Here is a 14,329-nt window from a genome sequence, read left to right as displayed (position 1 = left end):
TCAATTATCAATTGTCAATTAATTTAGTCATGTTAGAAAGATTCATAGACAAGACGACCTTTGAGTCGCAGGAAGATTTTATAAAGAATTTCAAGATAAAAGTCCCGGAGAACTTCAACTTCGGATATGACGTAGTAGATGCATGGGCGGAAGAAGAACCCGACAAAAAAGCATTATGCTGGACAAACGACCAGGGTGAGCACATCGACTTCACCTTTGCTGAACTGAAAAAATATACGGACCAGACAGCCTCCTATTTCCAGTCATTGGGGATCGGGCACGGCGACATGGTGATGCTGATACTGAAGCGTCGCTACGAATTCTGGTTCTCGATCATTGCCTTGCACAAATTAGGAGCCGTAGTCATTCCGGCAACCCACCTGCTGACAAAGAAAGACATCGTATATCGCGCCAATGCCGCCGATATCAAGATGATCGTCTGCGCCGGCGAAGAGGTGATCACGAAACATATCATAGACGCGATGCCCGACTCCCCTTCGGTGAAAACACTTGTTTCGATCGGCCCCGATATCCCGGAAGGGTTCGAAGATTTCCACAAAGGCATCCAGGACGCCGCTCCTTTTGTCCGCCCGGAACACCCGAACAGCACCGACGACATCTCGCTGATGTACTTCACCTCCGGCACGACCGGAAACCCGAAAATGGTGGCGCACGACTTTACCTATCCGCTCGGACACATCGTGACCGGCAGCTTCTGGCACAATCTGAACGAGGACAGCTTGCACCTGACCATTGCCGACACGGGCTGGGGCAAAGCCGTATGGGGAAAGCTCTACGGACAATGGATCGCCGGAGCAACCGTGTTCGTCTACGACCACGAGAAGTTCACGCCTGCCAATATGTTGCAGATCATACAGGATTACCATATCACCTCGCTCTGCGCACCTCCCACGATCTTCCGTTTCCTGATACGCGAAGACCTGACGAAATACGACCTGTCGTCACTCAAATACTGTACGATCGCAGGCGAGGCATTGAACCCCGCCGTGTTCGACACATTCTATAAACTGACAGGCATCAAACTGATGGAAGGTTTCGGACAGACCGAAACGACACTGACCGTCGCCACATTCCCCTGGATGGAGCCGAAACCCGGTTCGATGGGCGTTCCCAATCCGCAGTACGATGTCGACCTGCTGCGTCCGGACGGAACCCGTGCGGAAGACGGCGAGCAGGGACAGATCGTGATCCATACGACAGGCGGCAAGCCGATCGGCCTTTTCAAGGAATATTACCGCGATGCCGAACTCACGCACGAAGCCTGGCACGACGGACTGTACTACACGGGCGACGTGGCTTGGCGCGATGAAGACGGCTACCTCTGGTTTGTGGGCCGCGCCGACGATGTGATCAAGAGCTCCGGCTACCGTATCGGCCCGTTTGAAGTGGAAAGCGCCCTGATGACGCATCCGGCCGTAGTGGAATGTGCCATCACCGGCGTTCCCGACGAGATTCGCGGGCAGGTGGTAAAAGCAACCATCGTCTTGTCGAAGGAGTATAAAGACAAAGCCGGCGAAGAGCTGATCAAAGAGTTGCAGGACCATGTCAAGAGAGTGACAGCCCCGTACAAATATCCGCGTGTCGTAGAGTTCGTGGACGAATTGCCCAAGACCATCAGCGGCAAGATACGCCGTGTGGAGATACGCGACAAGGATACAAAATAAAAACACCCGGCAGGTGGCCACCGTCACCTCCGCAGAACTTTTGGATTAACTCCGTGCAAAAATACATTTTGTACGGAGTTTTTTTCTGCCGCATCCCACACAATCCTTGTCCGAACCGGGTCGAACAGCTGTTCGACGAGTGTGGGACAGCTGTCTGACCCGGGTCGAACAACTGTTTGACCTCCGTCGGACAAGGATTATGTGGAATGAAAAGAAAATCAGGTGCCTGCGGACAGGTAAAGATCCGGGAGTCCGGCAAAAATACCCCGGCAGCCGGTGGGAAAGAGGACGGCGGAGGACAATGCGTTTATTTCCGGCTTTCTTTACTGACATTCTGAAAGGATTTTTTATATTTGCAGAATAAGAAAATCATAAATATGGCATATCTGTTTACAAGAATAGCAGTAAAGATCGGCAGCAACGTGCTCACCCGCAAAGACGGCACGCTGGATATTACCCGGATGTCCGCTTTGGTGGACCAGGTGGCCGACCTGCATCGCGAAGGAGTCGAGGTCGTCCTCATCTCTTCCGGGGCAGTCGCCTCGGGACGCAGCGAGATAAAAGCCGGCAAGAAGCTGGACTCCGTCTCCGCCCGGCAGCTTTATTCCGCAGTCGGACAGGCGAAACTGATCAACCGCTATTACGAACTGTTCCGCGAACACGGCATGACTTGTGGCCAGGTGCTCACCACAAAGGAGAACTTCGGCAGCCGCACGCACTACCTCAACCAGAAGCATTGCATGGAGGTGATGCTCGAAAATAAAGTCATCCCCATCGTGAACGAAAACGACACGATATCGGTTACAGAACTGATGTTCACGGACAACGACGAGCTATCCGGGCTGATCGCCACCATGATGGGCATGGACGCCCTCATCATCCTGAGCAACATCGACGGGATATACAATGGCAATCCGTCCGACCCGACGGCAACCGTCATCCGCGAGATAAACGGGGGCAAGGAAGATTTGTCGGAATACGTGCAAGCCAGCAAGTCCTCGTTCGGCCGCGGCGGTATGCTGACGAAATGCAGCATTGCGCAGAAGGTGGCGGACGAAGGCATCACGGTCATCATCGCCAACGGCAAGAAAGACAACATCCTCGTGGACCTGCTCGCCAAAGGCAGCCAGACCGTCTGCACGCGCTTCATCCCTTCGGACAAGCCTGTCAGCAGCGTAAAGAAGTGGATTGCCCACTCCGAAGGCTTTGCCAAAGGCGAGATACACATCAACCGGGGTGCGGAAGAGGCGTTGCGGGCACCGAAGGCAACCAGCATCCTGTTGGTCGGCGTGACGCGGATTGCGGGCGATTTCGAGAAAGACGACATCGTGAAGATCATCAACGAAGCGGGCGTCCAGTTAGGCGTCGGCTGTGCCGGTTACGACAGTACGGAGGCACGCGCACTGATCGGTAGCCGGGATAAGAAACCGTTGATACATTACGATTATTTGTATCTGGATTAATAATAAAGAAGAGAGAGTATGAAAAAGTATTGGTTATCATTCGCATCCTTCCTGATGATTATCGTAGGACTGCTCAGAGGCGTTGGAGGCATCACCCTCCTGACACAAGGGGATAAACTGGATTTAGGGCTGCCTGTCACGGCAACGCCTGTCGAACTGAAGATTGCGGCCTACAGCCTGATTGCGGTGTGCTGCCTGCTTATCATCTCCGCCATCTGCCTGACGATACGCCGCCTCGTCTCCAACTATGCCTTCTGCTGGATAAGCCTCGGGCTGTTTCTGGTCGGCGGGCTTATCAACGGCTTCCTCCTGTTCGGCCATCCGTTAGGCAGCGGCCAGCTTATCAACTGGGGCGTCAGCTTCGTGATCGGGCTTTGCCTGGTGTTAGGGAAAGACGCCGTGCATCCTAAGTATATACAAAGTTACGAGAAGTAATCATGATAAACGAACTATTGCAACAAACGCTTGCCGCCTCGCGCCGGCTTGTCATGCTGGACGACGCGACTATCAATCGTGTCCTTCTCGATACGGCGGACGCGTTGATGTCACGCCAGGCCGAAGTGCTCGCCGCCAACGCGGAAGACCTCCGGCGCATGGACCCGGCGAATCCGAAATACGACCGTCTGAAGTTGACGGAAAAGCGTCTGGCGGGCATCGCCGGAGATATGAAGAACGTGGCTTCCCTCCCGTCGCCACTCGGCAGGCTGTTGAGCGAAACGGTGCGGCCGAACGGTATGGTGATACGGAAAGTGACCGTTCCCTTCGGTGTGATCGGCGTGATATACGAAGCCCGCCCGAACGTCACCTTCGACGTATTTTCCCTCTGCTTCAAGAGCGGGAATGCCTGCGTACTGAAAGGGGGCTCGGATGCGGATTGCTCGAACCGCGCTTTGGTTGCGATCATCCACGATGTGTTGGCTTCGCAGGGTATCGACGCGGCCATCTGCACCCTTCTCCCGCCCGACCGCGAGGCGACGACGGAGCTGTTGAACGCGGTCGGCCTGGTGGACCTCATCATCCCGCGCGGAAGCAGTTCGCTGATCAACTTTGTCCGCGACCATGCCCGCGTCCCGGTAATCGAGACCGGCGCCGGAATCTGCCATACCTATTTCGACAAGGAGGGCGACAAGGAGAAAGGCCGCGAGATCGTGAACAACGCCAAGACGCGCCGCGTCAGTGTCTGCAACGCACTGGACTGCCTGATCGTACACAGCGACCGGCTGGCGGACCTTCCTTATATATGTGGCAAGTTAGCAGACAGCAATGTCACGATCTATGCCGACGAACCGGCCTTCGCCGCCCTTGACGGACATTATCCTGCCGCCTTGCTCCAACCGGCTACGGCAGAGAGCTTCGGCACCGAGTTCTTAGACTACAAGATGTCGGTCCGCACCGTCGCCTCTCTCGATGAAGCATTGGCACACATCGCCCGCTACAGTTCGAAACACAGCGAAAGCATCGTCAGCGAGTCTGCCGAAGCCGTCCGCCGCTTCCAGCAAATGGTCGACGCCGCCTGCGTCTACGCCAACGTATCGACAGCCTTCACCGACGGCGCACAGTTCGGCTTCGGTGCCGAGATAGGCATTAGCACGCAGAAGCTACATGCCCGCGGGCCGATGGCGCTGCCGGAACTGACGACTTATAAATATATTATCGAAGGGGAGGGACAGACGAGAAAAGATTAATTATCTTTGTTTGCACAAAAGAGGAACGACTATGGCAACATCAGCAATCAGGAAATACCCCATCGGCATACAGAGCTTCGAGAAGCTCCGCCGCGGACAATATATATATGTAGACAAGACGAATCTGGTCTATCAGTTGGCTACGGCCGGCAATCCCTGTTTCCTGAGCCGTCCCCGCCGTTTCGGGAAGAGTTTGCTGCTTTCTACGTTCGAAGCCTACTTCTTAGGGAAGAAAGAGTTGTTCACCGGACTGGCTGTCGAACAGCTTGAGACGGAATGGGCGGTTCACCCGGTATTCCATCTCGATCTCAACGCCGAACGTTACGACAGTGTAGAGGAGCTGGACAATATGCTTGAAAGCCAGCTTTCCCGATGGGAACAAACATACGGGATCACCCAGCCCAACCGGAGTATCTCCATCCGTTTCATGGATGTGATCCGCGAAGCCTCCGTGCAGACCGGTCGCGGCGTGGTAGTCCTTATCGACGAATACGACAAGCCCTTGCTCCGCTCTTTTCACAACGAGGAGTTACAGCAACAGTTCCGCAATCGTCTGACTGCTTTCTATACCGTGCTGAAAAGCGCCGACCCGTGGCTACGGTTCGTCTTCATCACCGGTGTAACGAAGTTCGCACAGATGAGTGTGTTCAGCGAGCTCAACCAACTGACCGACATCAGCCAGCTGCCTCAATATGCCACCCTTTGCGGTATGACGCGCAGTGAAATCGAAGACAGTTTCGCTCCCGACATAGAGGAGTTAGGCAGGCTCAATAACCTGACAACGGAAGAGGTCATGAATAAGCTGACCCGCCTTTATGACGGCTACCGGTTCAGCGAATATGCTACCGAAGGGATATACAACCCGTTCAGCCTGCTGAGTGTGATGTCGTATAAGGTATTCAAAGATTACTGGTTCGTCAGCGGCACCCCTACGTTTCTGGTAAACATGCTGAAGGACACAGACTACGACTTGCGTGAACTCGACGGCATCGAAGTGCCCTCCGCTGCATTGATCAACTACCGGGCAAGCAGCAAGGAGCCCGTCCCGATGATTTATCAGAGCGGATACCTGACGATAAAAAGTTATGACGAACGTTTCAAGACATATACTCTCGGCTTCCCGAATGAAGAGGTACGCTACGGCTTTCTCAACTTTGTGCTGCCTTTCTATACGCCGATCGACAGCGAGGAGGGTAACTTCTACATAGGCAAGTTTATACAAGAGTTGGAGAAAGGCGACCCCGAAGCCTTCCTCACCCGCCTGCGCGCTTTCTTTGCCGATATTCCTTACGAGCTCAACAACAAGACGGAACGTCATTATCAGGTGGTATTCTATCTTGTATTCAAATTGCTCGGGCAGTTTGCGGAAGCGGAAGTGCGCAGTGCCAAAGGACGCGCCGACGCAGTCGTCAAAACAGCCGACTACATCTACGTATTCGAGTTCAAGTTAGATGGCACCGTCGATGAAGCTATCCGTCAGATCGACGACAAAGGATATCTTATTCCTTACACCGCTGACGGCAGGAAGTTGGTGAAAGTAGGAGTCTCCTTCAGCCGGGAAGAGCGGAATCTTGGAGAATGGGTGATTAAGGGCTAACTTGCTCCCGACCGACCGGGGATGGGCAAACGAAAAAATTAATTACCTTTGTTTACAGTAAACAAGAACGACTATGGCAACATCAGCAATCAGGAAATACCCCATCGGCATACAGAGCTTCGAGAAGCTCCGCCGCGGACAATATATATATGTAGACAAGACGGATCTGGTCTACCAGTTGGCTACGGCCGGCAATCCCTGTTTCCTGAGCCGCCCCCGCCGTTTCGGGAAGAGTTTGCTGCTTTCTACCCTGGAAGCTTATTTCGAAGGGAAACGCGAACTGTTTGAGGGATTGGCTATCGACAAGTTAGAAACGGATTGGGAAGTACACCCCGTGATGCACCTCGACCTCAATGCCCGCAACTACGAGACCCAAGAGGACCTTATTGCCATGCTCAACCAGCATTTAGAGAAGTGGGAAGCCCTATATGGCGATGAAAAGAAAGACAGGGCGCCAGAGGAACGTTTTGCTTATATCATTGAACAGGCTTACCTGAAAACAGGGCATCCGGTAGTTGTCCTCATCGACGAATACGACAAGCCTTTGCTCCGTTCTTTTCACAGCGAGGAGTTACAACGCCAATTCCGTAACACACTGACTGCGTTTTATACGGTACTGAAAAGTGCCGACCGTTACCTGCGTCTCGTCTTCATCACAGGTGTAACGAAGTTTGCGCAGATGAGTGTGTTCAGCGAGCTCAACCAACTGAACGACATCAGTATGGACTATGCTTATGCTGACTTATGCGGCATGACCAGTATCGAGATAGAAGCGACCTTTGCCACTGAGCTAAAAGAGCTGGCAGCACAAACCGGACTATCCTACGAAGAAGTCAAGCAAAAGCTAACGGACCTATACGACGGCTACCATTTCACGGAGGACGTAAACAAGCCGGGAATATTCAATCCGTTCAGTGTGTTAAGCGCCTTCTCCAAGCAACGTTTTGGAGACTACTGGTTCTCCAGCGGCACCCCCACCTTCCTGGTGAATATGTTGAAGGAGACTGACTATGACCTGCGTGAGCTCGATGGCATCGAAGTGCCCTCGGCAGCACTGATCAGCTACCGGGCAAACAGCAAAGAGCCCGTCCCGATGATTTATCAGAGCGGGTATCTCACTATTAAGAGTTATGATAAAGAGTTTAAGACATATACCCTCGGTTTCCCGAATGAAGAGGTACGCTACGGCTTTCTCAACTTCGTACTGCCTTTCTATACGCCGATCGACAGCGAGGAGGGTAACTTCTACATAGGCAAGTTTGTACAAGAGTTGCGGAAAGGTGATCCAGAAGCCTTCCTCACCCGCCTGCGCGCTTTCTTTGCCGATATTCCTTACGAGCTCAACAACAAGACGGAACGTCATTATCAGGTGGTATTCTATCTTGTATTCAAATTGCTCGGGCAGTTTGCGGAAGCGGAAGTGCGCAGTGCCAAAGGACGCGCCGACGCCGTCGTCAAAACAGCCGACTACATCTACGTATTCGAGTTCAAGTTAGATGGCACCGTCGATGAAGCCATCCGTCAGATCGACGACAAAGGATATCTTATCCCTTACACCGCTGACGGCAGGAAGTTGGTAAAAGTAGGAGTCTCCTTCAGCCGGGAAGAGCGGAATCTTGGAGAATGGGTGATTAAGGGCTAACCTCCTATTAATCCGGACAAAGATTGTCCAGCTTCTAAAGAAATCGTATCTTCGTATCATATAAATAAATTGCATCAGTCGTATGGATACAACAAGCAACAGCCGTCTGCTCCCTATCGGAATACAAAGCTTCGAGAAACTTCGCTCGGAAGGTTTCCTCTATGTCGATAAAACCGCTCTCGTTTATAAGCTGGCGAACAGTCGTCTCCCCTACTTCCTGAGCCGTCCCCGCCGCTTCGGCAAGAGCTTGCTGCTTTCGACTCTCGAAGCCTACTTCCAAGGGAAGAAAGAGTTATTCAAAGGATTGGCTATCGAACAATTGGAAAAGGACTGGAAGGAATATCCAGTGCTCCACCTTGACCTCAATGCCGAAAAATACGACAGTCGCAAGGCGCTGGAAAGTATCCTCGAACGACAGCTCAAAGGATGGGAGGAACTTTACGAAACCGGGGGCGAAGGTATTACCCACTCCGGCCGCTTCATGACCGTAATACGGAAAGCATACGAAAAGACCGGCCGCCGCGTCGTCGTCCTGGTGGATGAGTATGACAAACCGATGCTCCGTTCCATGCACGACGAAGTATTGCAGAAAGACTTCCGCGAGACGCTGACCGCCTTCTATACCGTACTAAAAAGTGCCGACCTTTACCTGCAATTCGTCTTCATCACCGGTGTGACGAAGTTTGCGCAGATGGGTATCTTCAGCAATCTGAACCAGCTGAACGACATCAGCTTCGATATCGAGTATGATGCACTTTGCGGTATGACCCGTACGGAAATCGAGGCGACCTTCCGCCCGGAGCTGGAAGCTATGGCGACCAAGAATAAACTGTCTTTCGACAAGATGTTTGCCGAGCTGACCCGACAATACGATGGCTACCGTTTCACTCCTGATGAAGAGTTTCACCCGATGTACAACCCTTTCAGTGTACTGAGCGCCCTGAGCAAAAGCCGCTTCGGGAACTACTGGTTTGCCAGCGGCACACCGACTTTCCTGGTCGAAATGCTTAAGAAGACGGACTATGACCTCCGTGAGATGGAAGGTGTCGAAGTATCTGCCGCCAGCCTCTCCGATGACCGGGCCAACATACACAACCCCATCCCGATGATCTACCAGAGCGGCTATCTGACAATAAAAGAGTATGATGAGCGGTTTAACCAGTACACCCTCGGCTTCCCGAACGAAGAGGTGAAATATGGCTTCCTCAACTTCGCGGCTCCTTTCTATACGCCGGTTGCTGCACAAGATACAAGCTTCTATATCGGCAAGTTTGTCAGGGAGCTTGAAAAAGGAGAGACAGAGGCTTTCCTCACCCGCCTGCGCGCCTTCTTCGCCGACATTCCGTATGAGCTGAACGACAAGACGGAGCGGCACTATCAGGTCATCTTCTATTTAGTCTTCAAACTAATGGGGCAGTTCGTCGAAGCGGAAGTGCGCAGTGCCAAAGGACGTGCCGATGCAGTGGTCTGGACGGACGATTACATCTACGTATTCGAGTTCAAACTGAACGGCTCCACCGATGAAGCCATCCGCCAGATCGACGACAAAGGATATCTTATTCCTTACACCGCCGACGCCAGGAAGTTAGTGAAAGTAGGAGTATCCTTCAGCCGGGAAGAGCGGAATCTTGGAGAATGGGTGATTAAGGGCTGACTCAGACATATCCCGACCAATATCCAGGGCTTTGCATTCTCCCCGGAAATGCCTACATTTGTGCCTCACTACATTAAATAGTATAATATGAGAAACTTCACTTGTGTACAGGATTTGGGCGACCTCAAGCAGGCGCTCGCCGAAGCGTTCGAGATTAAGAAAGACCGCTACCAGTTCACCGAGCTGGGCAAGAACAAGACGTTATTAATGATATTCTTCAACTCCAGCCTCCGTACCCGCCTCTCCACCCAGAAGGCGGCCATGAACTTAGGCATGAACACGATGGTGCTCGACGTGAACCAGGGTGCCTGGAAACTGGAAACAGAGCGGGGCGTCATCATGGACGGCGACAAACCCGAACATCTCTTAGAGGCCGTTCCGGTCATGGGTTGCTATTGCGACGTGATAGGCGTACGTTCCTTTGCCCGCTTCGAGAGTAAGGAAGACGACTACAACGAAAAGATTCTGAACCAGTTCATCCAATACTCCGGCCGGCCGGTGTTCAGCATGGAAGCAGCTACCCGCCACCCGTTGCAGAGCTTCGCCGACCTGATTACCATTGAAGAGTATAAGAAGACAGCCCGTCCGAAGGTCGTAATGACTTGGGCACCACATCCTAAATCGCTTCCGCAAGCCGTTCCTAACAGCTTCGCCGAATGGATGAATGCAACGGATTACGAATTTGTGATTACGCATCCGGAAGGCTACGAACTGGACCCGCGCTTCGTCGGCAACGCCCGCGTGGAATATGACCAGAAGAAAGCATTCGAAGGGGCTGACTTTATCTATGCCAAGAACTGGGCAGCCTATGCCGATCCCAACTACGGCAAAGTCCTCAACATGGACCGCAGCTGGACAGTCGACACCGAAAAGATGGCACTGACCAACAACGCCTACTTCATGCATTGCCTCCCCGTCCGCCGCAATATGATCGTAACGGACGACGTAATCGAAAGCCCGCAAAGCATCGTCATTCCCGAAGCTGCCAACCGCGAGATTTCGGCACAGACGGTGTTGAAGAAGATATTGATGGAGTTGTAATAGAGGAATGAAGAGTTCCTTGTTCCCGCGCTTGACGCGGGATCGCATTAGAACTGGCCGTATAATAATTTATTGATTAGGCTTATTCTCTTGCGGCCCCGCGTCAAAGCGCGGGGACAAGGGAGTTTAACACATTCCTTGCCAACATTTATTATAATAATCCTATGAAAACAAACTTACTCATCTTCCTCTCTCTCCTGCTTTTAGGCAGTTGCACAACGCAACCGCAATACATCGAAACAAACGGGCAGTTACATACACCTTATCGCATCCTCTACCAATATACAGAATCGCTCGATGGCGAGATACACGCCGAACTGAAACGATATTACCATTCCCTCAACCCTTTCGACTCGCTCTCCATCATCTCACAGGTCAACCGGAATAAGGAAGTGGAAGTAGACACCCTTTTCGCCGAAGTCTTCCGCAAGGCGAGAGAAGTATCATCCAGGACAGACGGGATGTACGACATTACCTGTGCCCCGCTCATTAACCTCTGGGGTTTCGGATTCAGCAAGATGGACAGTGTTACGCCGCAGATGATAGACAGCATCCGCTCTTTTGTCGGCTACCAAAAAGTCCGTTTGGAAGGAAGACATATAATAAAGGACGATCCGCGCCTATTACTAAACTGTTCGTCGATGGGCGACGGTTGTAGCTGTGAAGTGATCGCCCGCCTGCTGGAAAGCAAAGGCATCCGGAACTACATGATCGACATCGGAGGCGAGTTTGTCACCAAAGGCGTTAATGCGAAAGGCCAATGCTGGCATCTCGGCATCGCCAAACCGGTTGACGATCCGATGGGAGTCAACCAGGAAACAGAAGTAATCGTGCAACTTTGCGGGCGCCTCGGCCTTGCCACCTCCGGCGATTACCGGAACTTCTACATCAAGGACGGCAAGAAATATGCCCACACGATCAATCCGCTTACCGGCTATCCCGCTGCCCAACCTGTCGGAAGCGTCACCGTCGTTGCCCCCGACTGCATGTATGCCGATGCCTATGCTACCGCTTTCATGGCGATGGGACGTGATGAAGCCCGCCGGATAAAGGAGCAGCTACCGGATATCGAATATATGTTCATCTATATGGATGAAGACGGCAACTACCAGACCGACTGCTCGGCAGGCTTCGACCGGTATCTGCTAAAATAAGCCGTATTCGTTACAGATTATACGTCAGCGTCAACCAGGTCACCTGTGCATCGCGATTGCGGACCTGTGTGATCTGCAAATCCGGGGTGTCGACAATCGTTGTCTCTTTGAGGCCGTTGAAGATATTGTTGATGCTCAGGTTGGCACGCAGTTTGCGGTACATGAAATACTGGGAGATGCCGGCGTTCACGCTGGAACGGTGTTTAATCTTTCCCTGCGGAGTGAGCTGGTCGGAGATGTAAAAGCCGTCGAGCTGCAATTCCGTAGTCGGGGTGATAGCGATGTTGATATTGCCTTTGATATCACCGCAAACCAGCGATTTCTTTTCATCATAACCGATCGTGCGGCCGTCGATCTCGTCGCGGAAGATATCGCCGGACAGGCCGATCGACAAAATACGGATCGGTTGCCAGGTTCCGGACAGTTCAAACCCCAAGGTCTGGCTATGGCCGATATTCTCCTTTTGCCAAATCGTTTCGTTGTCGGACGAGGTTGCGATATCCATGATCCGGTTCCTTTTGTTGCGGTAGTAAAGGCTCGGCGACAGGCGGAAATGGTTATTTGAATACAAATAAGACAACTCGAAAGAATGGATGAACTCATCCTTCAAATCTGGGTTTCCCTTCTTTATATAAGTGGCGTCGCTCCTGTCGACAAACGGGTTCAGGTCTACGCCATACGGACGGATGGCGCGCTGTGTATAGCTCAACGCGAACTCGCCGGTCTTATCGGTCTCATACGCTAACTTCACACGCGGATAAAAATGAGTACGTGTGGCATCGTCTGTATTCTGCCAGTTCATCTCGGCCTGTACGCCCACTTCCGCATAGAAAGCATCCCAGCTTTTATCCAAAGAAGCCAGAAGCAGATTGGTCCGGCGCTTGAAACCGAAATCATTCAGCTTCTGCATATCGGGTTCCCAATTCCCATTCGCCAGTTTATTCCCTTCCGCCAGATAAGTCTCGTCTTTGAAACGACCGATATATCCGACATGCAGATTCAGGTCGTTGGCGAAAGCCGTACGATAGATCGCAGACAGATAGTAATTGTTCTTATCCTGATTGACGAAATAATTATCTTCGGCAATGATAGCTCCCGTCTCCGGTTTCTCATTCTTATATGCGTTGTCTTCGTCGTAGGTGAAGTTGTTATAGTTGAATGTCACATCCAGGCGGTTCTCCGGATTGCGGAACGTGTGGCTCCAACGCGCCTCGGCCGCATAAGCTTCCTGACGCTGGTCGTTATAGCGGTGGCGGAACATGACCGGTTGCAGGTTGCCGTCTACCAATTTATTATTATGGATCTTCCCGTAACGGCTGTAATCCATCAGGCTATACAGACCATATACGGTGATTAGATCGTTGGCCGTCAGGTCATATCCGACACTCAGGTCAGCCAGATGCACATCCGGACGGGCCGATGCGTTATTGTTCATCACTGTTGTCCCCGCCTTGTTCGTCGTCGATTTGCTAAACGAACGTTTCCGGTACTCGCGGCGATAGTTATATTTCCCGACGATATGGAACTTGCCGGGATGCAGGTTCAGGATCGCCCCGGCATTATATCGTTCCTGGAATCCTGCGCCTAATGTCACGATAAGTGGAGAATCCTTATCGGTATAGGCTGTCGACGACAGGTTCAGAACTCCCGCATCTCCATCGGGCACAAGCTCGATAGAAGGAGTCGCCGTCATCGACACCCGGTTGAAGAAGAGCGCCGGAAGCTGGATCAGCATATCCCCGCTGTATTCCTCCATCAGCCCGTACGGAACGCCGTTGATCAACAGGCCGGGATGGCTGGAACCACGGAATGTAATTCCACCCTCGATATCCGTCACAACCGACGGCAACTGGCGGAACACATCCGCTGTCGTACCGGTCACACCGCTCAGGTTATAATCCACCTGCAGGCGTTTCACATCGCCGCCGGTCAACCCGCCGAAGCGTTTTCCTTGGATTTCAATACTCTGCAAAGAGACTGTCTTATCGACAGGCTCTTGGGAGAATGCAGGCAGACTCAGCCATGCAAGAACCGGAAGAATCAATAACGTTCGTTTCATACTCGTCTATTTCAAAGGTTCATAAAACAAAAAAAGTCTGTATGTTATGCGCATACAGACTGTCCTCATCAACTGATTACCGAATGGATTATTCAGCAGGAGCAGCTTCAGTTTCAGCAGCCGGAGCTTCAACAACTGTTGAATCGCCTTCAGCAACTGTTACTTCTTCTGTTGCTTCTTCAGCAGCAGGTGCAACAACTTCTTCTACTGTAGCTTCTGTTTCAGTTTCTGCAACTTCAGTATTTTCTGCTGATTTGTTGCCACAAGATGTGAATGATACAGCTGCGATAACAGCAGCAAATGCAACTAACTTTTTCATTTTGTTTTTTAATTTAAACGGTCTATAATA

The 14,329-nt window shown here is 52.0% G+C and carries 12 protein-coding genes; 10 read left to right on the top strand and 2 right to left on the bottom strand.

The window, feature by feature from the left end; genetic code table 11:
- Nucleotides 1–29 precede the first annotated feature (29 nt).
- From DWU89_RS01340 to DWU89_RS01300, 10 genes are all read left to right on the top strand, one after another.
- Complete coding sequence (locus DWU89_RS01340) at nucleotides 30–1,685, top strand: AMP-binding protein (RefSeq protein ID WP_115497897.1); 1,656 nt, start codon at nucleotides 30–32, stop codon at nucleotides 1,683–1,685.
- A 206-nt stretch (nucleotides 1,686–1,891) separates the two neighbouring features.
- A complete protein-coding gene (locus DWU89_RS21170) occupies nucleotides 1,892–2,023 on the top strand; it encodes a hypothetical protein (RefSeq protein WP_262405880.1) in 132 nt (43 codons plus the stop codon).
- 39 nt (nucleotides 2,024–2,062) lie between these two features.
- Nucleotides 2,063–3,148, top strand: coding sequence for a glutamate 5-kinase (gene proB, locus DWU89_RS01335; protein ID WP_115497896.1), 1,086 nt, complete (start codon nucleotides 2,063–2,065; stop codon nucleotides 3,146–3,148).
- Between the two features lie 18 nt (nucleotides 3,149–3,166).
- The gene (locus DWU89_RS01330) at nucleotides 3,167–3,583 is read left to right on the top strand and encodes a hypothetical protein (RefSeq protein WP_115497895.1); all 417 of its coding nucleotides are present in this window, start codon (nucleotides 3,167–3,169) and stop codon (nucleotides 3,581–3,583) included.
- Nucleotides 3,584–3,585: 2 nt separating this feature from the next.
- Nucleotides 3,586–4,833 carry a glutamate-5-semialdehyde dehydrogenase gene (locus DWU89_RS01325; protein WP_115497894.1) on the top strand — a complete coding sequence of 416 codons (1,248 nt, stop codon included), beginning with the start codon at nucleotides 3,586–3,588 and terminating at the stop codon, nucleotides 4,831–4,833.
- Nucleotides 4,834–4,864: 31 nt separating this feature from the next.
- Nucleotides 4,865–6,430 (top strand): ATP-binding protein, encoded by a 1,566-nt coding sequence (locus tag DWU89_RS01320; protein ID WP_115497893.1) that lies wholly within the window; start codon nucleotides 4,865–4,867, stop codon nucleotides 6,428–6,430.
- A gap of 73 nt (nucleotides 6,431–6,503) precedes the next feature.
- Nucleotides 6,504–8,072 (top strand): ATP-binding protein, encoded by a 1,569-nt coding sequence (locus DWU89_RS01315; RefSeq protein WP_115497892.1) that lies wholly within the window; start codon nucleotides 6,504–6,506, stop codon nucleotides 8,070–8,072.
- Nucleotides 8,073–8,154: 82 nt separating this feature from the next.
- Nucleotides 8,155–9,726: an ATP-binding protein gene (locus DWU89_RS01310; protein WP_115497891.1), complete on the top strand. Its 1,572-nt coding sequence runs from the start codon at nucleotides 8,155–8,157 to the stop codon at nucleotides 9,724–9,726.
- Nucleotides 9,727–9,813: 87 nt separating this feature from the next.
- Nucleotides 9,814–10,767: a Rossmann-fold NAD(P)-binding domain-containing protein gene (locus DWU89_RS01305; RefSeq protein ID WP_115497890.1), complete on the top strand. Its 954-nt coding sequence runs from the start codon at nucleotides 9,814–9,816 to the stop codon at nucleotides 10,765–10,767.
- 164 nt (nucleotides 10,768–10,931) lie between these two features.
- Nucleotides 10,932–11,921, top strand: coding sequence for an FAD:protein FMN transferase (locus tag DWU89_RS01300; protein ID WP_115497889.1), 990 nt, complete (start codon nucleotides 10,932–10,934; stop codon nucleotides 11,919–11,921).
- A 10-nt stretch (nucleotides 11,922–11,931) separates the two neighbouring features.
- On the opposite strand, the gene DWU89_RS01295 is transcribed toward DWU89_RS01300, so the two are convergent.
- Both DWU89_RS01295 and DWU89_RS01290 read right to left on the bottom strand, forming a co-directional pair.
- The gene (locus DWU89_RS01295) at nucleotides 11,932–13,980 is read right to left on the bottom strand and encodes an outer membrane beta-barrel family protein (protein ID WP_115497888.1); all 2,049 of its coding nucleotides are present in this window, start codon (nucleotides 13,978–13,980) and stop codon (nucleotides 11,932–11,934) included.
- A gap of 88 nt (nucleotides 13,981–14,068) precedes the next feature.
- The gene (locus tag DWU89_RS01290; protein WP_115497887.1) at nucleotides 14,069–14,299 is read right to left on the bottom strand and encodes a hypothetical protein; all 231 of its coding nucleotides are present in this window, start codon (nucleotides 14,297–14,299) and stop codon (nucleotides 14,069–14,071) included.
- Nucleotides 14,300–14,329: the final 30 nt, after the last annotated feature.

It is taken from the genome of Parabacteroides acidifaciens (assembly GCF_003363715.1).
Lineage (GTDB): Bacteria > Bacteroidota > Bacteroidia > Bacteroidales > Tannerellaceae > Parabacteroides > Parabacteroides acidifaciens.
This window is presented reverse-complemented; position numbering and strand designations above follow the sequence as displayed.